This window comes from Thaumasiovibrio clandestinus (assembly GCF_047250365.1).
In the GTDB taxonomy this organism is placed as follows: domain Bacteria; phylum Pseudomonadota; class Gammaproteobacteria; order Enterobacterales; family Vibrionaceae; genus Thaumasiovibrio.
In genome coordinates this window covers 62,345-87,647 of the sequence record NZ_JBLBVL010000005.1, presented here as the reverse complement: position 1 = coordinate 87,647, position 25,303 = coordinate 62,345, and the positions used below count along the sequence as shown (strand labels likewise).

The window sequence follows — 25,303 nt, the reverse complement described above, 5'->3', positions numbered from 1 at the left end:
TCACCTTAAAAATATTTTCATTATATAAAGAACTCTAACCAATAAATACTTTACAATAATACTCAATTTAAAATAACAGTTGACTCCATATGTCCTGCAAACCTGTAAAAACCCAGAAATAATCTCATTTCTTGTTGTACTATTAAATCTGTTTTTTTGCCTAAATAGTATATTAAATACATGTTCAATAAAGACTTTGTCAATCTTACGTCTTGTTTTCCCTCTGGCATCAAAGTCTAGCGTTGAAAATAACTTATACACCAAATCGTATTGGAATATAACATCTACATGGTTGTTACTTTTAGAGTTTAAAACGCTTCCAATCCTTTGACGATACCAGTAACCGACAAATGGAAGAGTAGAAATTGATTTAGCCATCAGTATCGCTTGGTAGTTAAATGATATATCTTCATAATAACCGCGTTCAAATCTCAGCCCTTCACGAAGATAGAACTCTCTTTTATAAGCTTTATTCCAACAAACTTGAAAATTATCAAAAAGACATATTTTATCTTCAATAGTATTGATCAGCAAACTTTCGTTATTACTTAATATATTTTTATTTTTATTTTCTTTTACTTCAGCCTCGGACCAGAAACGTACAAAGTCATAAATTATAAGTTCACTGTCTAACTGTGATATACCACTTAGCAAGCCTGGTGAAAGTTTATCATCCCCATCAACAAATATAATGTAATCACCTTGGGCATGCTCTACACCTTTGTTTCTAGCATTTCCTGGCCCTAAACTAAGTTCTAGGTAATGAACCTTAAATCCATACTTTAAAGACAGTTTATTTAATAACTCAGAAGTGCCATCTTTTGAATTATCATCAACAACAATAACTTCAAAATTAGTAAAAGTTTGATTATATAAAGAGTCAATACACTCGGCAATTTCATTATACACGTTAAACGTTGGAATAATTATTGAAAACTTAATAGTCACACTGATCACCCATACTTATTTAAAACGCGCTCTACTGAGTCGTCAATTACAACCTGCCCTTTCTCAAGATAAACGGCTCGATTACACATCTTTCTTATATCGCTATCAGAGTGAGAAACGATAATAATCAATCTTGATTCTGTGATAATCTCTTCCATTCGTTTTAAGCACTTCTGTCTAAAATACTTATCGCCCACGCTCAAAACTTCATCTATAATCAATATATCACTTCTAAACGAAGTGGCGATAGAAAACGCCAAACGAGAAACCATGCCACTCGAGTATGTTTCTACTGGCTTGCTGATGGACTCTCCTAGCTCAGAGAACTCTATGATGCCATCTATTTCAGCCTCTATTTCTTGCTTGTTCTTTCCTAGCAATGCTCCGGCAAGATAAATGTTATCCATGCCGCTTAGCTCTTGACTAAAAAACGAGTTTAACGTCAACAAAGCACCGATTTCCACGGAAGAGTAAAACTTACCTGAGGTAGGAGCCAATACACCAGATAAAACTTTACATAATGTAGACTTACCAGCACCATTTCTGCCAACAATGCCAACAATGTCGCCCTCATAAAACGACAGCGACACATTATTCAATGCAGAGCGGCGAAATGAGTTTGATTCATTAATTACTTTTTCACGTTCATGCTTTGACAAGAAAAGTTTTTTAATTGAGTAACTTTTAGCCTGAGAGTACTCTAATGATACATTTTCTAGCTTAACTACGGTTTTTCTATCAGGCATCATACATTCCTAATAATTTGAGTTCTCAAAGATTTAGATAGATATAGCAACCCCATGAAAATCAATGATGCCCCCCCCAAAATAATAAAATTAGTCACAATGTTAACAGTTTCAGGGTAAATTAATGCTCGATTAAAAAGATCTACTAATTGGGCTAAGGGGTTAATATCAATAAGCCAATGATACCGCTCTGGCACTCGTTCTATCGAGTAGATAATGGGTGTAATATAAAATAGCATCCGCAAGCCAAAGCCAACTAAAAAAGCTGTATCTCTAACAAAGACATTAAGCATCGCCAAAGCTAAAGACATACTACTAATAACAGCGATCGTAGCAATAAATGTAATTACTAATGCAAAAACATTTGGAACATATCCCATAAGTAGCAAGATAAATTGCAACAAAGCATAACCAAAAACAAAAAGGTATGTTTGACCAAAGACTTCCGATATTGGCAAGATAGGAAGAGGCATTTTCACTTGAGTGACAATACCTTTATATCGCTTAAATGACGTTGTTGCAGAGCTTAACGATGTACTCCACCACTTCCATAAAGTCACACCTATCGCAATCATTAAAATACGATCAGGGCCTGAGTCTCCAAAAATGACACCAACGACGTAACTATATAATGCAATAAGCATTAGTGGTTCAATAAACCACCATAAATACCCTAAAACAGTCCCTCTTACATTCGCTTTTTGCTTCAGATGAGCCAGTGTATAGAGAACATACAAATTGCGTGATAATTCACGAGATTTTATGACCATTATTTTACTTACTCTGCATATTCTCGTACAGTTTTAATGATTTCTGTTGTAGAAATATCAGCAGTCCGCGGTAGATAAACGACCTTGCAAATATCAGAAAACTCATCAAACTTTCCTTCCCAGTCATCCCCCATCACTAAGACGTCAGCCTTGTGTGTTAGGATGTACTCTCTTTTAAGCTCTAACGACTCTTCGAAAAACACCTCATTCACGCAATGAATAGCACTCACTATTTGCGCACGGCTATTCTCATTGTAAACAGGGTAACGTTGTTTTTTTGAGAAATTCAATGCGTCAGTTGACACACCTACTATAAGGTGCTCACCAAACTCCTTGGCTCTTTCCAAAATATTAACGTGTCCGATATGAAACACATCAAACGTTCCAAATGTAATTACTCGCATGGCTTACTCACTGAGGTCTGTCAAATGACGGTTATAAATTTTTGTATAGCTATCAACAACATGTTTATCGGTAAACGCTTCCTCGACCCGTTCTCTCCCCCAAGCTCCTAGCTCAGCGCAATACTCACGGTCGAGCAATCGCCTAATGGCTTTTTTTAAAGCACTTGCATCACAAACTGGGACAAGTATACCATTTCTCCCATTCTGAATAAACTCGCGGCACCCACCAATATCAGTCGTGATCACCGCACGTCGACACGCATTAGCTTCAATCAATATTCTTGGTAACCCTTCACCATAACGCGTAGGCAAAACCACCGCATCGTTGCTAGCGATAACTTGACACATCCCCTCATTAACTTGCCCAAGCCAACGGATATGGCCGTCGCGATGCCAAGTCTCAATTTCGTGCAATGGAATAGATTCATTGCTGTCGTCATCAATAATACCAGCAACATTTAGTTCAATATCCTCGCCTTCTGCCTTCAACTCTTTTACGGTTTCAAGCAACTCTCGCAAGCCTTTACCTTCTAGCAAACGCGCCGCAAACAGAAGCTTAAGTGGCTGTTTTTCTGTTGTGATAGGTGAAGCTTGATACTCAGCAAGATTTACGCCAGAACCAGGTACCGTCACCGCGTCACTTGCTTTGCAGATGCTTTTGTCTAAAAATAACTGCTTATCTTGACTGTTCTCAAAAATAAATACCGCTTTCGTATTTAAACCAACAATTCGATAAAAGAACATTACAACAGTAGCAACAGAACGACTCAACAGGGTTGTTTGGCTAAACATCGACCCTAAACCTGGGATAGTGATAAGGATGGGCGTTTTCGTTAGCAACGCAATAAGCCCAAACATGAGGTTAGGCTTAATTGTGACAGAATGGATAATCGTTGGCTTAACTTTTCTATATATAAATATGGCCTGGGTCAATGTTCTCAAATTGTCAAACAACCCTTTCGAGGAGCGTGTTAATGACATCTCATGCATGTTTTCTTCATTCGCGTCCGTTGGCTTAGACATACATAAATGCGTTTCCATACTCGACGTCATCGATGAATGCACCCTAGACTTCCAATGTAAGTCGTAATACCAACCCACGTTAATGGCGAACAACAATCGATTCATAACAACCTCTTAATTTCTTCAACGGTACGCGCTCTGCCGCTCCCAACTGACACCGCTGAATATAACTGTTCAAACGGTTTTCCATTCAAAAGCGCATCAATATTCAAAATCAATTGACTCCCCGTAACACTTTGTTTATCTAGCATAGAAATATAGTCTTCATAAATCCCTCTTTCTGTCGCATAGCCTTGAATTTTTGCACAGGAAAAAACAACAGGCCTATTTAATACAGAAAAGTCAAAAGCGATACTGGAATAGTCGGTAATGAGCAAATCATAATCACCTAACACCTTATTAATATCTTCGCAATCGAGTAAAGAGACACCCTTGAGATCGGAGATCTCCTTTCGAAGGGAGCCATTTAGTGGGTGGATAGAAACATCAATATTAACTTGATTTTGATGACAGTAAGCAAGTAAACCAGAGGTCAATACCTCATAAACCCACTGCCTTGCCTCATTTATATTTCCATGCCATGTCGGTGCATATAATATTCTCTGCTGCGCACCTACACATCGACTCTTACTGCTTGCCCATATAACGTCATGCCGTGGAAGACCTGTCACCTTTACCCTATCAATGGGGAGACCAAACGCTTGCGACAAGCACAGTTGATTTTTCTTATCGGCAGCGATAACAAGGCTGTATTTTGAAAGCCTCATTTTTAGAATAAACATGAATAGTTTGTTTAATCTTGTTAATCTGTTGGGAAAAGGTGATGCCTCATTGGAATCCAACAACAGCTTCTTAATTGGAATTCCATGCCATAACTGAACTTTCAGTGCTCCGGATAGCGCAAAGCTCGCACCATCGTTCATTCCTGTTGTGAGCACAGCGACCGCGGCTCGAGATTGATAGTAAAGGCCTTTTAGGCTGTAGCAATAATAGTTTTCACCTAACGCTGTTGCTTTTTTGCTCTTGTTAATCCAGATAGGGCGAATGGTAGTATCTTTGTTTTCAACAAGATATTCGTATACATAGCAAGCATTATCTTTGTAGCCATAAACATTGCCAAAAATCCAAACTTGTTGGCTTTTAGGTACAAATTTAAGCAATAATCCCACTGGGTACGTTAATATCGCTTTTGATAACTGAAAACAAAAGCGCCAATATTTATTGTGAAAAAGACCTAACATATTAATAATAAATTAAATTGGCATGGAACATAACAAATATATACATCAATATGCTTAACGCCAGAAAATTCCCTGTTGATTAAAAATCAACAGGGATCATAGCATATGAAGGACAAATATGATATATGTTAATTTTTTATTAAATACACTAATCAATACTAAGATCTATGAATAAGTATAGAGTGTGATAGATATAACGGCGCTACGTGTATCAAGTGGTGACCAACAGCAGCCACCACTCTATATCTCTAACGTTAAAGTTAGAAGGGCTTAACTACTAGATTCTACTTATTCTCTAAGCCTTTTAAATAGGAGGCGAACTCTGTTCCTAACCCTTCATGACGCAAACCATATTCAACAAATGCCTTTAGGTAACCAAGCTTATCACCACAGTCATGTGACTTACCTGTCATGTGAAATGCTTCTACTGTCTCGTCGCGCATTAGCATATCAATTGCATCTGTAAGCTGTATTTCATCCCCAGCACCAGGAGGGGTTGCAGACAACTTATCCCAGATAGCTGAGGATAAAACATAACGACCGACTACTGCAAGATTTGAAGGGGCCTCTTCAATCGACGGTTTTTCAACCATTGCCGTCATAACATGTGACTGTCCACCTGATAATTGTTCACCAGCGCAATCAACGACACCATACTTAGATACCTCTTGCAGAGGTACGGGCTCAACCATAATTTGACTTGTTTGCGTTTGCTCAAAACGATCTAACATTGCCGCTAAGTTTTCACAACGTTGGTTGGCAGTATACTCATCAAGAATTACGTCTGGTAATACAACAGCAAATGGCGAATCGCCTACCAACGGTTTAGCGCATAATACTGCATGCCCTAGCCCTTTGGCATGACTTTGCCGGACGTGCATAATCGTCACATCTTTTGGACAAATAGATTGCACCTCATCAAGCAACTGGCGCTTCACACGTTGCTCCAGCGTCGCTTCAAGCTCATACGATGTGTCAAAGTGGTTCTCAATCGCATTTTTTGAGGAATGCGTGACCAAAACAATTTCCTTGATCCCTGCCGCTACACATTCATTGACAATATACTGGATAAGTGGTTTATCAACTAATGGCAACATTTCTTTAGGGATTGCTTTAGTTGCTGGAAGCATGCGCGTACCCAAGCCTGCCACTGGAATGACGGCTTTCGTGATCTTTCTCATAGTAATCCTAATTTAAAAACAACAACCATGTAGCAAATCTGTATGAATATATTTAATAAAACTCAATCAGTGACGAGGGAAAAATATCCATCACAGAAGTAAAATTTCTTATCTTAAAATTTGTCACTATTTGTCTCCTATAGTAACTTCTACTGCGCTATTTGTCAGCCGAGACATGCTCTAATCCCACAACGCTTTCCATGTATTGCATATCACTTTTTGATAACGAGCTCCATAACTGAGGAAAGTGGAAAAATCCTGACATACCTCGCTTATTAACATGCTCTAGGATTTATCCGCATTAACGCATCGAAAACCTATAGTTCAGGAAAATGTGGGAACAAAAAGTAAGCTTACAAACTAGATGAGGAAGACGGGAGTGCCTTAAACAGCCGCATCTAGGCAAAAAGAGTTAACCGTTGTACAAGGAAGGTTTGGTGATCACGCAACTTTTTGTGATCACCCAAACATGACTTGAGGTGTGTGACAGTCAGGCAACAGCGCCTTACCGCTGCCCACGGATATATCAAGCCGTTAAGTAACAATTCACACTGATTACTTAAGCTTTATTCCATACGTTTCAATATGGTCAAGCAGTTCACGCGATGTGATCCTATGCTTCACCAATAAATCAACCTTAAATGGAAGTGACGATTGCTCTAAGCTGTCTATCAACTCTGCGACAACACTTAATGAGATATCGTTACCTTCGATGGCAATATCGATGTCAGAGTTATCTTTATAGGTTCCTAACGCTCTAGAGCCGAAAATCCATGCGTGGGTGACTAAATCGTGGCTTAGGACAATTCCCTCAATCAGCTGATACTGATGTGGCTTAAGACCTACAGACGCAGGTTTGTCTAAACAACTATTGCCCACATTTTGCCTCTAAATATTGAGTTATCTGCTCGATCACAGGTGAAAACGACTCTAAGATTAGCGTTTGAGCTTCAAGGACATTTTCTTCATCATAGGTGTGAGACAGCAAATTGCGCTTAATTAATGCCTCTAACATAATCTCACATTGCTCTGACGACAAGTGCTTCGCTTCTAACGCGGTTCGAAAAACACTTCTTGGAGAAGCGACATCAAAACCATCAAATTCCAGCAAGTCTTTTAGCGTCTTCCATGTCAACTCAAAAGAAAAATCAAAAGTTTGCACCAGCCCAGCCAGCTCTAACTCGTTATAGCTATCTTGAGCGCATGCTCTTTTAAGCCTTTGTTGCGCTTTTATTAAGTTCTGCAGTCGCTGCTTCCAACGGTCTGGATTTGAGTCCATATTAGCTGCCTAGGGGTAAAGTCCGAATTACGTTCAATGTTGGCTCTTAACTTACCTAATCATTAACGAATTGTCATGTCTTCATTATGACGCTTGTTCATGAACACAGCGCCAATAATGCCATCATATTTCGCTTTGCATTAATCAACCAATCTTCAGCAGTGAATTCATCATCATGGGCCAAATGCAAACGACAGAGTGCGAACCCATGCTCAACATCTGTTGCGATGCAAGCAAGAAGCCGTGACTCTTCTTGCCAATTCTTATCGTTTCGTGTGCCAGTGCGGATTGATCAAAACCAACTTCCACCGTGGCATATTCAATATTGAGAACTTGCTCCATCGATGAGAATAATCAGTAAAATCCTGACATAACCACCTTAAAACGCACTAAAATTCATCCGTTTCGTTAGTATTGATCTGAGGCATAACTCAAATCAAATCGTTATGCCGCGTCGTCATGAGCCTTGGAGTGATATACATGAATCTATCAAAATCAGTCTCGCTAAAGCATCAACAGCCAGGAACACCGCTCGGCTCAGGCTTAAGAGTGTATTGGAAGAAAGTCGTCAATTGGCTCAAACAGCTCGACGAGTACGACAGACAAGCCAAAGCCATGCGCCGCGAAGATCGCTTAAATTCGCATAATGAACAGTGCAATAAATAGTGATACCAACCCATTAAATTAGTGTTGATCCATTCTTATGCATGGCATTTAGAGCAAAGTATTGCGCAGTGATTCCTGTATCACGGATGCCAGCGCCACTTTGTTCATGCTCCCTAACAATACGTTGTTAGATTTGCTACGACCACTAGACTCCAAGACTGGCAAAGACGACTGTGTGAGGAAACACGCCTAGCGAGTGCCGGCGTTGGATTGAAATGTCTATTGAAACATTCTCACGCGACGTATCTGAACCGATATTTTAGTCATTACGTTAAAAAATCCCCCATGCTAAAGGTTAATTACTCATCCTTAATTAAAACTTTTATATCAAACACATGCATGTGATGCATAACAAAATCTTGCAATAAATATGTCGCTTTTCAGCATAATTGACAATGATGCTACGGTTGCTAGCACAGCTATTATGTCTATTATTAGTTACAGCTATGATTGATATAGCCCACAATAAGAATATACCTAAGTAGGCTCGGCGATATTATGGATGATACGCTCTTCTTGGAATTTACAATGCTGTTCATTATGGCGTGGACAGTACTCTATGTGTGCCGAAAAGGCGCTAAGCTCGTAGGTTTAGTAGACAAACCCGATGGGCGCAAACACCACGATGGAGCAACCCCTTTAGTGGGTGGGTTATCTGTAGGCTTAACCGTTAGCGCGCTCGCGCTTTACCATAGTAGCAAATACCCCCAGACGCTGGTCTACGTTTTCTGTGTTACCGTTCTACTGGTCGTTGGTGTGCTCGATGACCGTTTTGATATTAGCTTTAAAGTGCGTTTGCTTGTTCAAGCTGCCCTATCGCTGATCATGTTTAGCGTTGCCGACATTGAGTTGCACTATCTCGGTAACCTATTCGGCTTAGGTGGGATTGAACTGGGTTGGGTTGGATCGATTCTCACCATTGTTGCGGTTATTGGCGCCATTAACGCGTTCAATATGGTGGATGGTATCGATGGTTTGCTGGGCGGGTTGTCGATCGTAACGTTCTTTTCGCTGAGCGTTGCGTTATGGCTGTCTGGGGATACGGTATTAGTTTATGCTTGCTTCGCGTTTATCGTCGCTATGTTGCCATATGTACTGTTTAACCTCGCCATCTTTGGGAAAAAGCGCAAGGTGTTTATGGGTGATGCGGGATCGATGATGATAGGCTTTTCCATCGTTTGGTTACTGCTGTCATCGACACAAACAGCCGCACACAGTGTCGCCCCCATCACCGTCGTATGGTTTATTGCAATCCCTCTATGCGACATGGCCTCAATTATGATGCGCCGCTTAAAGCGTGGTGAGTCGCCATTTAAACCCGATCGAGAGCATCTGCACCATATCTTTTTGCGTCTGAACTTAAGCTCGCGCCAAACCTTGGCGGCGATTTGTTCTATTGCGCTCATCGGCTCAAGCTTTGGCCTAGCTGGTCAGGTGTTAGGGCTGCCAGAGTCTTTCATGTTCAGTGCGTTTATCGCCTTTTTTTGCGCTTACCACTACACGTTAAGTCATATCTGGGTACTCACGAAGCGACTACGTATACGCCAAGCAAAACGGCGTAGAGCAATCCAAAAGCAAAATGCCGCCTAGCTCTGGCGCGATCTTGCGACGCCACCATTGCACAATAGCGTTCATCTCAAAATAGCAAACCCCCTTCTCGGTATATCTATCTGGATACCATCACAGAGACAATCAAAAAGACAATCACAAAGACAATAGAGGCTTTCGATTTACGCCACTAACTTTCAACCCACCCTATAAAAAAGACCGGGCTTTTACCGAACTTTGATAAGGTGAATGTGAACGATGCGCACAAGAAATGTCGCAATGATTATGATGCGCTCATCGATGCACAATCGTTGTTATTACCGCTGACGCATAAAGAATAAAAGAAGGCCAGTCTCGACTTATCCCAGATCATCATTGCGACAGCGATAGCGACACCGTCAATGGTGATTGTATGAACAACCAAATCTGCTAAACTGATGTTTAGTCAGTTAGAACCCATGCAACGCCCATTGGAGGGATTAACATGCTCAGCCATCGCGCTCAAGTGACCATCGCCATCGCTATCACCGCCGTTGCCGTTATGATTATTCTTGCTATGTAGCCATGCCTGAGTGGTAACGCCAAAGGGCTTCTTTTCCTTCGAGCGGCACGCCAAGGGTTCCAGCCTATTCACGCTTTTGGGCAACACCCTAACTAGCCCTTAACTATCATAATCTTATATCAACACTCCCCGACCCCATGAGACACTTTTTGGTCTTAAAAAGGACGATTGAGACGCGAGCGGTGCTGATTTTACTGAGATGAACGCCTGCATGTTGTGCGTGTTTTGAGCAGCGTTTTTGGTGGCGCTCGCTAACATTTTGCTGTCATTGGCGGTTAATCACCGGCCTCTCCACTTTACATTTTTGTGGATAACAGCAGCCCCCCTCTCTTTTCGTCATTTGGTTGAACGGCAAAGTACTTATCAAGTCGGTGGTTATTCTGGTTTAGGTAAGAACGGTGTTGGAGTGAAGGCAGATCAGTATTTACCATTTGCATGGTAGGACATAGGTCTCGATGTAACGGAAGGGGATGCCATCCCCAGTCTATTCATCGTTAACGTTGGTGCATTACTAAATACAAACAAGAAGTTGGCCATGTTGAAGGCGTTGTCCATTACATTGGTCTTGGTCATATATCCTCAATTGCTATCGCAAATTCAGCTGATATCACCGTTCGCATCAGCGATGGTTTACGCCTGTTTTGCTAAGCTAGAAAGGCGCGAAGCCATCAAACTCCTTATCAAAGAAATCGACAAACTCTTCATTCATCGCCAGTTGTTGAATAAGATCAATAGCACTCAACGAGTTGTGTCGTTCAAGTCGCGCTTTCAGCGCTTCGTTCATCGCTTTTACCGTTCTTACCTGTGCAATAACCCCACGTAAGTCTTCCACCTCCGATTGCAGTGAATATCGATACTTCTCAATCGTGCGTTCACGCTCTTTTTTGTTCCCACCACCAAAACGTCGCCAAACCGTACTTTCGATAGCGTCGCCCATTTTCATCTCGTTATAATCACGATCAATACAACTCAAACGTCCATTTAGCACAACAACCAAGGCATCCATGGATGACGCGTCTAGGTTTAACTCGACATCGGGTAACCATTTTTGGCTTAGGCTCAGCAGCGTAAAGGCGTCGCCCTCTTTCTTTGCTTTTGAGAGCACTTGCATCAGTGACTTCTTCTCTTGTCGACGAGTAGGATCACGCTCTTTATCGGGATGAAATAAAGAGGCCAACCGCTTATACAATTTATTTAGCCCACTACGACTAAAAAGTTGCGCGACCACCTCAGAGGGTACCTCATTCTTCTGATGGTGAAATGACTCACCGCTGTCATCTTCATCCCAAGCAAATTGAGTCTCTTCATCATCACCCTCCCAGCACTGCTCTGAGCGTACTCGACTCTGCTGGACTAACTGCTCCAACAAGCTTTGGGCAACGTCATGATCAAGAATGGATGCCTTGATTTGCTCATCAGTGACGTTAATATCATCACCAAACATGTCTTCGAGCATGTCTCGAAAACGTTCAATATCAACCTCATCAGGCTCCACATCGGGGGGGGGTGGCAAGCTGCTCTTAATGGCATGCGTCAGCTCCTGACGCATGGCTACAGTGTCATGCGCTTGAAATGGATTGGACTCTAAGGTTTGCAACTCTTCCTCTATCCACCGCAAAAGCTCTTCATGCTTAGCGCCTTTAATGGTTTTACGCGGCACAAAACCTATCAAATGCGTGATTAGCTCTGCTGTGATATCACAAATTTCTCTTTCACTACTCAACACCTCATGCTTGAAATAGGTGCAGAACTTTGACAGCTTTAGCTCATAACGTTGATTACGCTGTTCAGCCTTCTCAATTTTGTGCCAAAGCTTGGTAAAAGCTTGCCATTCTTTAGATTGCGTTTCGCTCGCTGATTGATGGACAACAGAGAGTTTCATAGATCCCCTATAATGAAGTTTGGATATATATCAATAAAATACAGTACCATACATAGAACACAATAGTGAGGTGGGTCTTTGATCATCGCATAAGCTGATTTAAGTAGACTTAAGGCTGTTCTTCCATAAAGTCCTCTTAACTATTTTAGCAATATAACGCTTGTTAATTGCTCTTGTCTGACGCCAGTGCGCACATTAATTTAGCAACTCATGGACACTAGAATTCAATTTCGTGTTGATGAAGAAATTAAACGCTTAGCTCAGCAAATGGCCGAGAGCCAAGGGCGCACACTTAGCGACGCTTGGTTAACTGAACAAGTAAACCTAGCATTTGAGAAGTTTGACTCAGGAAAAGCTTCATTTGTTGACCATGACTCAGCAAAAGCACGAATGTCTGAACGAAAAGCAAAGATTCGTAGCCAAGGTCAACAATGATTTTATGGGAAGAAGAATCGCTAAATGATCGTGAGAAGATCTTTGAGTTTCTTTGCGGCAGACAAAACTTCCGAAATCATCGAAGCTAAAGTAGAAAATTTACTTGAGCAACCACTAATCATCGCCTAAAAAGCCATAGCGAATTTGATTCATCCTACGCTTACAGCGCCTTAAATTTTTCTACCATATCCTTATCAATCTCCTTGATTAGATTAGGTGACAAGCCCAGATGTTTGGCCTCATGACTAAACGAGCGTGTTGTTTCAAATATTTCCTCAGCCATAACCATAATTGCTTTCTTTGAAGACAACCCCGACTGAGCTGCTAACTGGTCTAGTGCGCTCTTTGGCGTTCGGCCATTACCACCAAATGCCGTCATATGCTCTTTGTAAGGATTAGGGCTGTAAACAATGTCGTAGAAAGGCGATAGCGTCCAGTTATCGGCGTCACTGGCAAGGAAACTGAAGTTCTTACTGTGATCATCTTGGTTAACCGTCAGAAAATTAAACAGGCAGCGCTTAATGAGCTTCTGAGACTCAGTGACACTACACATGATGCGCGTAGCTTTAACTAAATCCACGTAGTCCAAAGATGGCTCTCGAAACGGTGCGTCTAACAACCCACACGCAGAAATCATATGGATTCGGCCGCCTTGCTCGGTGCAATCAAATCGTTCCTGCTCTAGCCAAAATCGTCCATTACCCGCATCAATTAAATCAAAGTCAGGAACCTCAATGCCGACATTACGGGCCATCTGCATGTAGCAATATTCAACTAATGACTCAGAGTGCTTCAAGTCAAACTTTTCAGATGTCAGCTTTACGATAAGCTTTGTTCCTAGTGCGTCATTTAATGTTGAATATTGCCCATTCGATAGACGCGTGACGTTCATTTTGGGTCTAGCACCACCCGATCCACCTGTATTCATCAAGTGCTCAAGCAAAGCAGACTCGGTGCCTTCAAACTCCGCGATTGCTGCTCGGCCAAGAGTAATGATATCAATCGACTCCTTGGACTCATCAAGTAAATCTAATTCAGGCTCATAGCTCAACGCACCCATACATCTGTCACCTAAGTAAGCCAAACGCTCTAGGGCAGTAACTTCCTTTGGGTTATGACCGTTCTGTCTAAATACACGATCCATGAGATAAAGACCCCAACCATCAGGGAGACTATCTCCAAAAACCCCATGAATGCCGTAATGCGGCTCTTTAGGCGCAACTTGCAGGCTTGTATCAGCCTTTAAATTGAACGGAGCCAGAGAGGTTGAGTGAGCGCCTAAATAAGCTTCATCAAATTGAAAGAAGCTTTGCTTACTATTTTCAACGAGCTTGCCGACAAGTACCTTTTCACCTGTGCTAAGCGTTCGTTTTACTTTTAGGGCTGACTTAAGCATGTCGAAGCACATCCTCTATTGATTTAAATTCAGGCTCAGACGACTTTGTCAGCTCTTTCACTCTTTTCAAGTCACCGACTGTTTCATAAAGCATGAGAAATTGACGCAATGAGATGTTGCCAGATGACTCAAATTTTCGGATCGTCGCGTAAGGCACGCCAGAGAGATCGGCCATCTTCTGAACACTGAGTTTATCTTTTTTCCGAGCGGACTTGATAAACTCTTTGAGCTCCATCTGCAAATCATAAGCGGTATAAAGAGATAACATACATGCCTCGAAAATTGCTACTATGGTATCGATTATAACAGCAATTGTGATTTTATTGCCACTATAGTGACAATAAATGAGTTCTTTGGCATTATTTGCTATCATAATGGCAGAATAGAAACAAGGCTGACACCTTTCAGGTATACGCGCTTTCCGCAGCACAAGAAGAAATCAATATACCAACAACAGGCAATATTAATTGAATACGTCAGGTCGAGCATCTGTCGGTGCGGATTAGTTTATGGGTTACCTGACTATCAATATGCTGCGCCAATACGCGGTGTAACAAGAGGTTTCGCTTTTGGGGACTTGATGGCTTCATGACACGAGCGCGTATCATATGCGCCGTCTCCTGATATAGACTTTATCTTTCGATGCGTCTGTTTTAAGAGACCTAGTAGTGCTTCTCCATCTGTTACATTGGATAGTTGAAAGTTCGCCACAAATGATTTGATGTATGTCCGCATGAACAGTCAAGTGGAGTTTACGCCAGACACGACGCTTCTCTGCGCCATGCTTCTTGGTTTTCATTCGCCTTCACCGAAGACTTTCAAGCCTGTTGCGTCGATAGGTCACTCATTCCAGTGATACTCACATTAACAAGCACTGATACACCCTCATTTATTGCATCCCACAATACAGGAGCAAAGGTTTTAAGCGTTTTGTGTCCTCAGATTGTCATTAACGTACACATGTAGGCTTTATGGTAGCAACTAGCTAGAGTTAGTTTGTTTATCAGTGGTTGTTCAGGCAGTACGGTTTATACGAATTTAGTCGGGGGTCTAATTTTGTTCTAAAAAAGTAGATTGTTTTTCCAGTATGGTTTGGCGTGGAATCATAACAAGAAATAACTGTAGTAAATCCCCCAAGCCCCTTTATTCTGGAGGTTGTGAACTACTCGTGAGTAAAGACACGAGCTTCCAATATAACGGACAGAGCCGCTAACTCTTCTTTTTTACCGCTTAGTTGGATACCGCTAGCCGCAAGGGGCTGGTCTGCCGTCCTACGCCCTATTTGTGTTAGTTTGGATCATACGGGCCCATAACAATCTGCCCTACTCAAAGGTATACCGTTGATGTTCTCCACCCTAGCTGTGACAATTTGGATCATACGGGGCAATAACAACTTGCTCTAGTCAAGATAAGCCGTTGATGTTCTACACCCTAGCTCTGTCAATTTGGATCATACGGGGCTATAACAACTTGTTTTGCGGGGTTCGAAAAATGGTCACACTTCCTTTGAGCAAGCATTAATTAACCCCTATCTAGCTTTTAGTTATGTAACAGGCTGCCTGATCGTTTAAATACTGTAAGATTCTACCGGACTGAAGACACATGCACGCAATTATAGGAAGACTTAGTAATCATTTAGTTAATGTGCAAAAAAATTTTTTTGATGGCTATTAGTGCTGGACTCTAGGTGGTAAAGCTTGAAAAATATGACTCTGTGGTCAACGTGCCGATAACTACCGATATTGACGTCAAAATGAAACTGGGAGTTCACATTAGCATTCATTGATGAAAACATAGTTACATTTTGTACTTTCATGCTCTTTGCTATCTTCAAATCATTGACCAATCTGCGAAAATGAAACTATAATTTCACATATACTGAATTAGTGAAATTATAGTCTCATTATGAGCAATCAAACTAAACGCGGAGCAGTTGTGTTTCCGAAGAACATGAAAATTCTGCACAATTTGGGCGAAAACATAACGCTGGCCATGAAGCGCCGCAGAATAAACCAGGACATGATGCACAAGAGGACAGGCATTTCCAAGCCGACACTGCGAAAGATAGCTAAAGGTGATCCGTCAGTATCTATTGGTCACTATGTTAATGTACTGGCGGTGCTTGGCCTCTTAACGGATCTTGGCAAGGTAGCACTCGATGATGAGCTTGGGCGAAAGCTTCAAGATATAGAACTATTAAAAAGAAAACGGTAGGGGCCACATGGAAATCTACGTCTACGCTGATTGGCTCGAGTCCGAGGAATCGATGTTCGTCGGTACGTTTCGCTCCACTGTGGTACGTGGAAAGGAGTATTTCAGTTTTAGTTACGATGATGCCTGGCTCGCTTCCAAATACGTACACCAAATCGATCCGACCCTTAAGCTTTACGTGGGAGAGCAGCACGGAGAAGATGACAAAAACTTCAAAGTCTTTCTGGACTCATGCCCTGATCGCTGGGGTCGGTTGCTGATGCAACGCAGGGAAGCGGTCATCGCTCGCAACGAAAAGCGCAGAGCCAGAAAACTGTTTGAAACTGACTACTTGTTGGGAGTACATGACTCGTATCGTATGGGAGCCCTACGTTTCCGTACGAAGCATGACGGACCGTTCCTTGATGATAATCAGGACTTGGCTGCACCCGCGATGACATCGTTACCAGAGCTACAACAAGCAGCAAAGGGCGTGGAGAATAAACCAGACTTCGAGAACCCAGATTATCTCAGATGGCTAAACATGCTTATCTCACCCGGTTCATCGCTTGGCGGTGCGCGCCCCAAGGCCTCTGTGAGGGATGTTGACAGCACACTCTGGATAGCAAAATTTCCAAGCCGTTATGATGACTACGACATAGGGCTGTGGGAATACGTTGTTTACCAAATGGCTCTGGATGCAGGTATCAACATGGCTGAGTCCAAGGTGCAAGCCATTGGCTCGCATCATCATATCTTTCTTACTAAACGATTTGACCGTAAAGATAATGGCAACAGGCTTCATTTCACATCGGCTATGACTCAACTTGAGTACTTTGATGGTAATGATGATGGGGCAAGTTATTTAGAACTGGCGGAGTTCTTAATCCAGCACGGGTCAAACACGCAAGAAGACCTAGAGCAGCTTTGGACACGAATGTTATTCAATATTATGGTTTCAAATAGTGATGACCATCTGCGCAATCATGGATTCATTTTTGATACGACCGGCTGGCAGTTATCACCGGCGTATGACATCAACCCCACCCCGAATGCCACAGGTTTACACCTAAACATTGATGACGTGAGCAATGCTCTTGAGGTTGAACTAGCCTTTGAGGTCGCAGAGTATTTTCAGCTAGAAGCAAAGAAAGCTGATGGCATCTATCAACGAGTGGTCGCCGCCGTTTCACGATGGGAAGAACTGGCAGAAGAAGCAGGGATAGAGAAAGGAGATCGTGATCTAATGCGGGACTGCTTTCTTGTCCCATAAGCCCATCCGATATGCAGCATGATGTCACTCAGTCCAGTGATACTCAACATCAACAAGCATTGATACACCCTCCTTCATTGCATCCCACAATACAGGAGCAAAGGTTTTAAGCGTATCTAGGTTAGAATTTTGATCGTTGCTCATGTGTGGGTTTCTATCCAACTCGAGCCAGCGCTCTACGGTGTATACCTCCGCCCCCTGATAGAGCCACTCATTTACCTTTTCTTTGAACGACTCTTCTGTGCCGGTTTTGATATATACATGGCGACCTTCACCTGTTGCATGGTAGTCAATCACCATAACCTTGAACACGTCGCATGACGTTTCAGTGGATCCTTCAACCAATAAACCGCGCTCTTTAGGGTCAAAGGTAGTCAGTTCGTCAGCATGTGCAGTATGAGGTGTCATCCCTTTAAGCAACTCTTTTTCTGACAACGGTTTTTTACTCATAGCCTGCTTCTCGATTCAAAAATGCCATTAGGTCATTTATAGCACAATGCGTTAAACGCCGTAAGATAAGGCTCGTATTGAGAAACGCCATAAAAATGAAATGAGCTCCTCACTTCCCCGAACGGTTGATTTAAAGGGAAAGATGACAAACAGTGCGGTATTTTGACAAAAGACACTGTGCTACGACTGTTAGTACTGCGCATGATGCCATGCTCGGTCACTCTCAACGAAATTGGCTTGGTGTGATACCAACAATACTTGCTTGCTGACTTATTCAGCAGTATGGTTAATACATCAAAGAAGGAAAATGTGTATGAACTTTATCTATGCTATCAGTGGCATTGCCATCGCTATTGGCCTTTTCACTCTGTATGCACCAAACATTGAAAAATGGTGCGATAAGCAGCTAGAGAAAAAAGCATTTAAAAAGTACGACAAGTAATAACGCATCGCGTTTTTATCGACATTGACTCCCTTCCTCAGCGAAAGCAGGGGGGATCGCTCATCACTTCAAACACGACTGACCGCGCAATCGTTTTATATTCCTATGGTGTTTAACTCCAAAACGAACTTAGCCTTCTTGGTTTTTACTAGTTTGGCGCAGCTCACGTCGCCAACGATAACCACAGCATGATTATTAACTCGCTGCGTGCTGAATTTATATAAGACGCCCTGGCAACGACTTTTTATCTTTGCATGGATAGCCTTCAGTTGCTTTTAATTATTCGCTCTTTGTGCAATGCCTAGCTTAGGCCCGAATTCAACTTCAAAACGCGCAGTGTTTAGTGGGAATTGTTCATACCTTTCGGCTGTTTTTATGTGGGCTGGTTCACATTTGCCGAACAAATAACAACCAACTCTTCTCTTTCTCTTGACCTCTCACATCCTCCCCTGCTTTTATCTAAAATGTTAATAATTTAAGCACCTTACATTGAAAAACACTTGACTCAGACACGATGATAAGAGGCGGTTCTTGGGCTATATTGCGAACGAAAAAAGAAAAAACCGAAACAAACAAAGCGGTGGCCCTTACCCTGAAGCCAAGCTCACGGTCACTTCCCTTGCCCGCATTTTCAAAAATTTAAATCACCATCGACTCCCGATTAAAACGCGAGAAAAATTCTTTTTTGTGTTCATGTATCTATGGCTCACGGGAGAGCTGGCTTCATTAAGAAAGCAAGACAATAGTGCTAAAATTTCAAACTACACTCTACCTGATCTTTTCCGCCAACAAGCATACAAAACGTGTCAAAAGAATGCGTTTCGAACCGTCATGTACGGAGCCACCTCTTGGGTTGAATACGCTGTCGCCTATCCAGTAGAGGGTTGCACCGTCTATTTGTGGCAACCGGTCCCCTCTCGGCTCAATCCTTTTTTTCAGCGGTTTATTTCCAAACAAGGCTATGACCGTTGCTTTTTAAGCCAGAAAGAAAAAGTCAAACTCAAAACCATGATTGAGAAACGTTGGAAACAACACGGGTTGGACAAGTTGGAGCATTCCGTAGGCAGAAAAGATAATCTCATTAACTATTTCAATATATGCGTTCAAAACGACAATAGCCTTTCCGCACTCCCTCGACATGTGCTTTCTCATCAGCATCATCGGGTTCATCACAACCATGCACGATATTACCAACAAGAAGGCAGTGACCAAATACGAGCGAAAATATTTCAGGCCCATGAACACTACCTTGAGCGCTTAATTTTTGAAATAAGAGCGTTAAATTTTGAAGATAAATTTGCCATAGAAAGGCTGACAAAAAAACGATCAGAAAAAGAGCGCGTCTACTTGGTGGATACCACATTAATACAAAACGTCCCGGCACCACTCAACGCTAACAGTATTGAACAGCTCGAATATCGCGAAGGTGAATCCAAGCCAAGTTCTGCGCAGACATCGCTCATCATCGGAAGCCAGCGTGGCGTTGAAGTGGTGATCTTAGCGAGCTTCTTTCGTCAATTGGAGAACGACATCCATTCACGCTCCATACTGATTGAGAAAGATCGCTCTCTCGAGGCATTCCTCTCTTATTATAATCTTTGCACCTATCATCTCACCTTGTGTTTTTTAATCTGTACTGGCGTACGCCCCACCCACCATATCAGTATTAAAACTGGGCGTTACTTCCCAGGGAAAAAAGCTAGCGTGAGCGATAAAGGGCATTATCGTGAGATCTTCATCAGTGAATACCTTGCTGAGCAAATTCATCAACATCAGCAATTACAACAACGGTTAACGACGCAGTTACCCGCACAAGCTTTTCATTTAAAGCAAGACGTATTGTGGTATCTGATGGATGACAATAAAAAAGCGCAATGTGTCTCAGCCGGCTTATTGAGCCAGTTTTTACAACAACGAGGGGCGACCTTTGAACCCTACTCGATCCGGCATACTTTTGCTCAATTCGCTCTCGAACATATTTCCCCCATTTCTTTGAGTAACTCTCAACTCGATAGGCTGATGGGGCACGCGAACGTCGGTGAAAATATCGGCAATGATCATGTCTTCCCCCTGCATCGCCAACAGCTTGTTCAACACGTCAATTGTATTGCATCGAACTTCACCTTACAAAAGGTGTGTTATGTCAGATAATGCACAGCGCACCGTTTCCTCGATCAGTCACAAAGACGATAAAGCCGACCTCAAGAGCTCTTCTCCTATATTGAGTGCGCTCTCTTCCCACGACATTGTTCATTACGCACAGCAAAACCATGCGTTGACACCTTCAGAAGAAGCCATAGCGTGGGTATTACACCATTGGCCAAAAAATCAAGAAGCTCGCCGTCACATCACAGAGGCCACAGTTAGTCATATCAGACAACAATGGAGACACCAACCGGCAAAGCTCAAAGCGAATTACCAAAACGCCCTAACCGCTATTTTATTGTACCTCTACCATGCGCTTGGATGGGAAGTACCGAAAAAAGAAGAGAAGAAGCTGATCGATCACGACGCCAAGCTGTTTAAAAACATAACGGCTCATGCGCACGCTGCCTATCGCCTTCTTCAAGGATACAACGCGTCATTAGAGATCCTCTTTAAAAAAAGCGACCCACTTAGCCAAGAGCAGGTCGCCTTAATGGTTGCACTAGAAGTTGCCCCTTTACCTCTCGACTATCTCCATCAAATACTCACGTCGCCAGATTGCATCGAAATCGTAGATGGCCATCTCTATCTGCGTCTGATACACACTCAAGACCATCAACATAAAGGTCGCAAAGGCAAAGAAGCAGAAAAACCATCGTTTACTCGCTATCACTTACCGCTTTTGGTTTATCGCGCTTTAACCACATTCTATGAACAAAAGGCGACCACGCTTTCTCATGCCTCGATGGGACTCAATCCGCTCAGAGATCGGCTTCATGCCTTCACTAGTCAACTGATCACTGGCGCTGAGCCATTCCCAATGGTGAATTCATCTACTCAACCTTGTTCCAAGACACAATTGCATTTTCTCTTTCAAGCGGTTTGGTACTATCGCGACGATGTGGTGCCGACACTCTTAAAAGACATCGCTTACCCGACCAGACACGTCGCCTATGAACTGCACCCTCCCCGCATTCTCAACCAAGAAAAACAACTCGATGCCATCTATACACAAACCTGGGATGACAAGTGGTATGAAAAAATCGCGCCCAACCAAAAAGAACAATGGCCTCACCAGAAGCTACTCAATGACTATAAAAAGAACAGAATAAAACCAATCAACTACGACGTCACACGCTGGCAAAGGCACAATGTCTTGCCTCAACTCGCGGCACTATTTGTAAGAAACCTGATTTTATACGGTGGTGAGCGAGTTCAAGTGCTTAGCGACAATACACTGACTCAATACTCAGGGTTAGCGAAGATACTTAAATCATCCCCATTGAGCTTTGAAGCGAGCCAAAATCATGATGAACTCATGGCTTGGGCACATCGCACGTATGCAAAGCTCACCACGCCCAGTTCACAACAAAAACTCCATCGCTTCTTTAAGTTTTTAACGACGCAAGATTTAACCGATCACATTAATTTAGACGAACTGCACAACCCCATCATGCCTATCCATGTGGATGCAAACTTCATCTCTATTGACGCGTTGCATCAGATTGTTCATGCCTTACTCAGTCATCAAAAAGGACACTTCTTTCAACGTTTATTCAGCGCGTCCGCGGTCATTCTTGCGTATTTTGGCAAACTCAGACGCGGTGAGATCCTTCGGCTGCGAATTAAAGACATCTGGGCCGCGAAGAACGTAGATCCGCATCATAGCCAAGATGACAATCAATATTTTACGCTACATATTACGCAGACAAAGGAAGGAAAACCCAAAAGCAAACAATCACGATGGGTGCACATATACCTTCCCCCTGAATTTGCGACACTTATCCGCATGTGCATAACCATCAAGCCAAGATTGTCGGCTCGTGGGGGGATTATCAGCCGATCCCCACAAATGCCACTTATTGGTTTCGAAAATGAAAGTACGACGTCACGGCAGCTGCATTATTTGTTACCCGCCACCAAAGCGATTAAAGCCATTTGTGGTGAAGATGTCCGCTTCCATCACTTGAGACATTCTGGTGCCTTTGTCTACCTCCTTCAAAGCCTGCACTTCATCAACTTTACCGTTGATACCGACATGGGATTACCCGCCAAATTGCAAGCCTTGATGACCCAAGACGTATTGCAAGCGCAATTCCAGCATTGGTTAGAAGAGCAAGACAGACTTAACCTCAATGATAATGTGTTGTTTGAAGAGATCACTCGGGAGATTGGGCACAAACACTACGCCACAACACGTAAGCACTATGTCCATGGCATTGATTGGCTTTATCCGTTTTATCGAAAAGATGGGAATCAAAAAGAAGAGAAACATTACACCCGCGCCAAGCTGTGCTGGCTATTGGGATTAAAACAAGGATCGAACGACCTCTCTCGGCGTATCGCGAAGTTAGACGCACAGTATGCGCAGCTTTCAACAGAAGAAAAAAAGCAATGGTCACTGCACCTCTCCGAAGAAGCCCTTCGCAATCACTTATTTCCTCAACAGCCCCGAACCAAACCGACTGCTGTGCCAACGTCGCACTTAACTACCCTACTAACGGAGCTATGGGATAACACGCTAAGAGAAAATCAACCGGATTGTCACCCTTTTCCTAATGTTCAACACAGCTTACTTAAAACGCTGTTTTGTCAGCAATTCAATCACGATAAAGACCAGTTTAACTTTTCCGACATCAGCACGATTTGGGCGTATTCCAACAAGCATAAACCTGAGATTTCGCGTAAAAAATGGGAGAAAGAGATACGTAGAGTGAGAAGTATGGAACTGGTCGACAACGATGGGCAGCCATACATTCTAGTCAAGATGTCGACAAATCAAAAGGACGGAGCCCTATTTCGAGATGCCTTTAAAGTCCCCGAACTTCAGTTTTTTCACGCGACCTTTAAACTCATGGTGAACAGAAAAACAGACCCAACCCGGCAAAAAACCAACATACGCGAATGCTTTGCCGATGAAAAAGACACGATCCTTGTTACGAAGAAACGCGGAGGAAGTACAGAATTTCATATCATACTCTCCCCTCAAGATAACATTACACTCGCACCAAAAACGATGCATTATATCTATGAGTACCTGACCTATTTTCAGACCCATACACATAACTAGAATGACATGGAGTAACCAAACTCCGCTCAGTGTCTCTGACTACGTCATCAACCGAGAAAGGAATCTGAATGAAGAAGAAATCCGTCGAATTACATATAAACAGAAGTGCTGTCGAAAGCTTAAAGCGCATTCAAGCCCAACTCATCAACAAGAGCAGTGATTTTTGCGCGAGCTTTTGTTTTGATTTTAATAACAACCAATGCAAAGTGGTTGGGGGGCATGCGCCTGAATACTCCTTTGTCGCACTCGATTTAAGTGACGACATCAAAACGCGCAAGACCCTACGATCATTCTCACTGTCGGGTGATGTGTTTGAAAACTGGCTTCGAGCGGCTATCGACCTCCAATGGCTTACAAATGACGAATTTATCACACTCCACATTGACGGTCATTTGAAGGACTCCAATCACTCTATCGTTATCTACGATACCAAAGCGGTCTCTCTTCTTGATGAGCAAGACGATACCAATGCCATATTAGCTCGTGCTTGTCGCCGTCAAATTAAGACGCATGACCCTCTTGACGCGCACATGCATTTTATTGATTCAGACACTCAGCGTGACTATCAAAAGGTCACCAAATCAACCTGTCAAAATCTTATCCATGAGATAGAACCGCATTTACCCTTCCAAATGATTGAGTTTAATCCAGAAACGAAAGAACTCAAAATCATGCGCGACAATCAAATCGACACCAGCAAGACAAATCTTAAAATCGAACTCGGGCATTCGTTCATTTCCTCTGAGTCAGGTGTCGATTTGCTTAGCCACGTTATCAGGAACACCACAGATAAAGACATCCAGCTCCGTCAAGAAAACGATCGGCTTATCATCAAAACCTCAGAGCAATGCTCAGCACTGTCTCTCAAGGGGCTTAATGAGTTTAAACAAAAAGTGGCCAATTCGCTTAACGTCCTTTCCACTTTTACTGTCAACATCTATCCGTTCAAGAATGAAGTTCGAACTTTGCGTAATTACCTTGATGTTCGTTCTCAAGACATTGCGTATTTTGTGATTCAAAACGAGGACTCGTTCTTAGTGGCAAACGTTGAAAATGAGACCCATACCAAACCTATTTTGGTGTCTAACTTAGCCATGAAAAGCAACGAGCAGCTTATTGTGCAGTTTCATTTAAAATCGTTTATCGATCTGAAAATCCCCAATATCACCGAAATGAAAAAGATGAAAGTCAGCATCTATAAAAACAACCGCCTCGAAACGTATATGGGGTTCTTTGACGAGGCGAAAAAGCATATCCCGGCGCAATCCCTCTCTGTCGAACTGATTAAAAATACGCAAAAAATCCGAGAGCTCAACCGCATGCTAGAGGATTACCACAAAGATACCGGATTGGTTAAACAGAAAAAAACAGGAGAAAACCACAGCTTGGATTTTGAGTCGATGTTTTAAACGCGAAGTACTACGAAGATAACGGCGCAGAAAAATACACACAAGTACTGGACAAAAAAACAGCATAGGATATAGTAAATGGTGTAATTATAACCAATAGGCGGAAATATCCACTTATTGGAAAATAGACAAGCAGTTGGGATAGGAAGGCGGCAACCTCCCTACCCCGTACCGGCTGCGAGGACGTTTAAACCAACCCCAGCCGATGGCTCGATTCTAGCGAATTCCATCGGATAGGGACAG

Annotated in this window: 24 protein-coding genes and 2 pseudogenes; 11 read left to right on the top strand and 15 right to left on the bottom strand. The window is 42.6% G+C overall.

Features of this window, described 5'->3' with window-relative positions; all coding sequences use genetic code 11:
• The 10 genes from ACKLNH_RS09290 to ACKLNH_RS09245 form a co-directional block, all read right to left on the bottom strand.
• Complete coding sequence (locus ACKLNH_RS09290) at positions 1-948, bottom strand: glycosyltransferase family 2 protein (protein ID WP_413111979.1); 948 nt, start codon at positions 946-948, stop codon at positions 1-3.
• 5 nt (positions 949-953) lie between these two features.
• On the bottom strand, positions 954-1,697 hold the full coding sequence (locus ACKLNH_RS09285; protein ID WP_413111978.1) for an ABC transporter ATP-binding protein: 744 nt from the start codon (positions 1,695-1,697) through the stop codon (positions 954-956).
• A complete protein-coding gene (locus ACKLNH_RS09280; RefSeq protein WP_413111977.1) occupies positions 1,694-2,464 on the bottom strand; it encodes an ABC transporter permease in 771 nt (256 codons plus the stop codon). The genes ACKLNH_RS09285 and ACKLNH_RS09280 overlap by 4 nt, the downstream gene beginning before the upstream one ends.
• An 8-nt stretch (positions 2,465-2,472) precedes the next feature.
• Complete coding sequence (locus ACKLNH_RS09275; RefSeq protein ID WP_413111976.1) at positions 2,473-2,868, bottom strand: FAD synthase family protein; 396 nt, start codon at positions 2,866-2,868, stop codon at positions 2,473-2,475.
• A gap of 3 nt (positions 2,869-2,871) precedes the next feature.
• Entirely contained in the window at positions 2,872-3,996 is a 1,125-nt protein-coding gene (locus ACKLNH_RS09270) for a glycosyltransferase family 4 protein (RefSeq protein WP_413111975.1), read from the bottom strand.
• Complete coding sequence (locus tag ACKLNH_RS09265) at positions 3,993-5,051, bottom strand: CDP-glycerol glycerophosphotransferase family protein (protein ID WP_413111974.1); 1,059 nt, start codon at positions 5,049-5,051, stop codon at positions 3,993-3,995. The genes ACKLNH_RS09270 and ACKLNH_RS09265 overlap by 4 nt, the downstream gene beginning before the upstream one ends.
• A gap of 365 nt (positions 5,052-5,416) precedes the next feature.
• Entirely contained in the window at positions 5,417-6,313 is an 897-nt protein-coding gene (gene galU, locus ACKLNH_RS09260; protein WP_413111973.1) for a UTP--glucose-1-phosphate uridylyltransferase GalU, read from the bottom strand.
• 555 nt (positions 6,314-6,868) lie between these two features.
• A complete protein-coding gene (locus ACKLNH_RS09255) occupies positions 6,869-7,192 on the bottom strand; it encodes a nucleotidyltransferase family protein (RefSeq protein ID WP_413111972.1) in 324 nt (107 codons plus the stop codon).
• Positions 7,182-7,592 carry an HI0074 family nucleotidyltransferase substrate-binding subunit gene (locus ACKLNH_RS09250; protein WP_413111971.1) on the bottom strand — a complete coding sequence of 137 codons (411 nt, stop codon included), beginning with the start codon at positions 7,590-7,592 and terminating at the stop codon, positions 7,182-7,184. Before ACKLNH_RS09250 ends, ACKLNH_RS09255 begins: the two co-directional genes overlap by 11 nt.
• Before the next feature lie 144 nt (positions 7,593-7,736).
• Positions 7,737-7,934 (bottom strand): hypothetical protein, encoded by a 198-nt coding sequence (locus ACKLNH_RS09245; RefSeq protein ID WP_413111970.1) that lies wholly within the window; start codon positions 7,932-7,934, stop codon positions 7,737-7,739.
• Positions 7,935-8,072: 138 nt separating this feature from the next.
• On the opposite strand from ACKLNH_RS09245, the gene ACKLNH_RS09240 reads away from it, so the two are divergent.
• From ACKLNH_RS09240 to ACKLNH_RS09230, 3 genes are all read left to right on the top strand, one after another.
• Entirely contained in the window at positions 8,073-8,258 is a 186-nt protein-coding gene (locus ACKLNH_RS09240; protein ID WP_413111969.1) for a hypothetical protein, read from the top strand.
• 498 nt (positions 8,259-8,756) lie between these two features.
• A complete protein-coding gene (gene wecA, locus ACKLNH_RS09235; RefSeq protein ID WP_413111968.1) occupies positions 8,757-9,848 on the top strand; it encodes a UDP-N-acetylglucosamine--undecaprenyl-phosphate N-acetylglucosaminephosphotransferase in 1,092 nt (363 codons plus the stop codon).
• Positions 9,849-10,606: 758 nt separating this feature from the next.
• On the top strand, positions 10,607-10,810 hold the full coding sequence (locus ACKLNH_RS09230; protein ID WP_413111967.1) for a hypothetical protein: 204 nt from the start codon (positions 10,607-10,609) through the stop codon (positions 10,808-10,810).
• Between the two features lie 207 nt (positions 10,811-11,017).
• Here the strand turns inward: ACKLNH_RS09230 and ACKLNH_RS09225 are convergent, their stop codons facing one another.
• Positions 11,018-12,250, bottom strand: a complete 1,233-nt coding sequence (locus ACKLNH_RS09225) for a hypothetical protein (RefSeq protein ID WP_413111966.1) — start codon at positions 12,248-12,250, stop codon at positions 11,018-11,020.
• 210 nt (positions 12,251-12,460) lie between these two features.
• Between ACKLNH_RS09225 and ACKLNH_RS09220 the strand changes: the two genes are divergently transcribed.
• Positions 12,461-12,685, top strand: coding sequence for a damage-inducible protein J (locus ACKLNH_RS09220; protein WP_413111965.1), 225 nt, complete (start codon positions 12,461-12,463; stop codon positions 12,683-12,685).
• Positions 12,682-12,805, top strand: a pseudogene (locus tag ACKLNH_RS09215) (type II toxin-antitoxin system RelE/ParE family toxin); the annotation flags it as partial. The gene ACKLNH_RS09220 and the pseudogene ACKLNH_RS09215, both read left to right, overlap by 4 nt.
• 40 nt (positions 12,806-12,845) lie before the next feature.
• On the opposite strand, the gene ACKLNH_RS09210 reads toward ACKLNH_RS09215, so the two are convergent.
• The 3 genes and pseudogenes from ACKLNH_RS09210 to ACKLNH_RS09200 form a co-directional block, all read right to left on the bottom strand.
• Positions 12,846-14,081, bottom strand: a complete 1,236-nt coding sequence (locus ACKLNH_RS09210) for a type II toxin-antitoxin system HipA family toxin (protein WP_413111964.1) — start codon at positions 14,079-14,081, stop codon at positions 12,846-12,848.
• Positions 14,074-14,349, bottom strand: coding sequence for a helix-turn-helix domain-containing protein (locus ACKLNH_RS09205; RefSeq protein WP_413111963.1), 276 nt, complete (start codon positions 14,347-14,349; stop codon positions 14,074-14,076). The genes ACKLNH_RS09210 and ACKLNH_RS09205 overlap by 8 nt, the downstream gene beginning before the upstream one ends.
• A 260-nt stretch (positions 14,350-14,609) precedes the next feature.
• A pseudogene (locus tag ACKLNH_RS09200) lies at positions 14,610-14,918 on the bottom strand (transposase); the annotation flags it as partial.
• A gap of 1,068 nt (positions 14,919-15,986) precedes the next feature.
• Here ACKLNH_RS09200 and ACKLNH_RS09195 point away from each other — a divergent pair.
• Positions 15,987-16,295: a transcriptional regulator gene (locus tag ACKLNH_RS09195; protein WP_413111962.1), complete on the top strand. Its 309-nt coding sequence runs from the start codon at positions 15,987-15,989 to the stop codon at positions 16,293-16,295.
• Between the two features lie 7 nt (positions 16,296-16,302).
• The gene (locus ACKLNH_RS09190; protein ID WP_413111961.1) at positions 16,303-17,544 is read left to right on the top strand and encodes a type II toxin-antitoxin system HipA family toxin; all 1,242 of its coding nucleotides are present in this window, start codon (positions 16,303-16,305) and stop codon (positions 17,542-17,544) included.
• 24 nt (positions 17,545-17,568) lie between these two features.
• Here ACKLNH_RS09190 and ACKLNH_RS09185 read toward each other — a convergent pair whose 3' ends face one another.
• On the bottom strand, positions 17,569-17,994 hold the full coding sequence (locus ACKLNH_RS09185) for a hypothetical protein (RefSeq protein WP_413111960.1): 426 nt from the start codon (positions 17,992-17,994) through the stop codon (positions 17,569-17,571).
• 313 nt (positions 17,995-18,307) lie between these two features.
• Between ACKLNH_RS09185 and ACKLNH_RS09180 the strand changes: the two genes are divergently transcribed.
• The 4 genes from ACKLNH_RS09180 (at position 18,308) to ACKLNH_RS09165 (ending at position 25,060) form a co-directional block, all read left to right on the top strand.
• Positions 18,308-18,436: a hypothetical protein gene (locus ACKLNH_RS09180; protein WP_413111959.1), complete on the top strand. Its 129-nt coding sequence runs from the start codon at positions 18,308-18,310 to the stop codon at positions 18,434-18,436.
• 693 nt (positions 18,437-19,129) lie between these two features.
• Positions 19,130-20,587: a hypothetical protein gene (locus tag ACKLNH_RS09175; protein WP_413111958.1), complete on the top strand. Its 1,458-nt coding sequence runs from the start codon at positions 19,130-19,132 to the stop codon at positions 20,585-20,587.
• Positions 20,577-23,651, top strand: a complete 3,075-nt coding sequence (locus tag ACKLNH_RS09170; RefSeq protein WP_413111957.1) for a hypothetical protein — start codon at positions 20,577-20,579, stop codon at positions 23,649-23,651. Before ACKLNH_RS09175 ends, ACKLNH_RS09170 begins: the two co-directional genes overlap by 11 nt.
• A gap of 68 nt (positions 23,652-23,719) precedes the next feature.
• Entirely contained in the window at positions 23,720-25,060 is a 1,341-nt protein-coding gene (locus tag ACKLNH_RS09165; protein ID WP_413111956.1) for a hypothetical protein, read from the top strand.
• Positions 25,061-25,303 lie beyond the last annotated feature (243 nt).

Bases quoted from the DNA above. Each gene is read 5' to 3' on its own strand.
- ACKLNH_RS09285 (WP_413111978.1), bottom strand. From the start codon at position 1,697: ATGATGCCTGATAGAAAAACCGTAGTTAAGCTAGAAAATGTATCATTA.
- ACKLNH_RS09280 (WP_413111977.1), bottom strand. From the start codon at position 2,464: ATGGTCATAAAATCTCGTGAATTATCACGCAATTTGTATGTTCTCTAT.
- ACKLNH_RS09275 (WP_413111976.1), bottom strand. From the start codon at position 2,868: ATGCGAGTAATTACATTTGGAACGTTTGATGTGTTTCATATCGGACAC.
- ACKLNH_RS09270 (WP_413111975.1), bottom strand. From the start codon at position 3,996: ATGAATCGATTGTTGTTCGCCATTAACGTGGGTTGGTATTACGACTTA.
- galU (WP_413111973.1), bottom strand. From the start codon at position 6,313: ATGAGAAAGATCACGAAAGCCGTCATTCCAGTGGCAGGCTTGGGTACG.
- ACKLNH_RS09250 (WP_413111971.1), bottom strand. From the start codon at position 7,592: ATGGACTCAAATCCAGACCGTTGGAAGCAGCGACTGCAGAACTTAATA.
- ACKLNH_RS09245 (WP_413111970.1), bottom strand. From the start codon at position 7,934: ATGGAGCAAGTTCTCAATATTGAATATGCCACGGTGGAAGTTGGTTTT.
- ACKLNH_RS09240 (WP_413111969.1), top strand. From the start codon at position 8,073: ATGAATCTATCAAAATCAGTCTCGCTAAAGCATCAACAGCCAGGAACA.
- wecA (WP_413111968.1), top strand. From the start codon at position 8,757: ATGGATGATACGCTCTTCTTGGAATTTACAATGCTGTTCATTATGGCG.
- ACKLNH_RS09225 (WP_413111966.1), bottom strand. From the start codon at position 12,250: ATGAAACTCTCTGTTGTCCATCAATCAGCGAGCGAAACGCAATCTAAA.
- ACKLNH_RS09220 (WP_413111965.1), top strand. From the start codon at position 12,461: ATGGACACTAGAATTCAATTTCGTGTTGATGAAGAAATTAAACGCTTA.
- ACKLNH_RS09210 (WP_413111964.1), bottom strand. From the start codon at position 14,081: ATGCTTAAGTCAGCCCTAAAAGTAAAACGAACGCTTAGCACAGGTGAA.
- ACKLNH_RS09205 (WP_413111963.1), bottom strand. From the start codon at position 14,349: ATGTTATCTCTTTATACCGCTTATGATTTGCAGATGGAGCTCAAAGAG.
- ACKLNH_RS09195 (WP_413111962.1), top strand. From the start codon at position 15,987: ATGAGCAATCAAACTAAACGCGGAGCAGTTGTGTTTCCGAAGAACATG.
- ACKLNH_RS09190 (WP_413111961.1), top strand. From the start codon at position 16,303: ATGGAAATCTACGTCTACGCTGATTGGCTCGAGTCCGAGGAATCGATG.
- ACKLNH_RS09185 (WP_413111960.1), bottom strand. From the start codon at position 17,994: ATGAGTAAAAAACCGTTGTCAGAAAAAGAGTTGCTTAAAGGGATGACA.
- ACKLNH_RS09180 (WP_413111959.1), top strand. From the start codon at position 18,308: ATGAACTTTATCTATGCTATCAGTGGCATTGCCATCGCTATTGGCCTT.
- ACKLNH_RS09175 (WP_413111958.1), top strand. From the start codon at position 19,130: ATGTATCTATGGCTCACGGGAGAGCTGGCTTCATTAAGAAAGCAAGAC.
- ACKLNH_RS09170 (WP_413111957.1), top strand. From the start codon at position 20,577: ATGTCAGATAATGCACAGCGCACCGTTTCCTCGATCAGTCACAAAGAC.
- ACKLNH_RS09165 (WP_413111956.1), top strand. From the start codon at position 23,720: ATGAAGAAGAAATCCGTCGAATTACATATAAACAGAAGTGCTGTCGAA.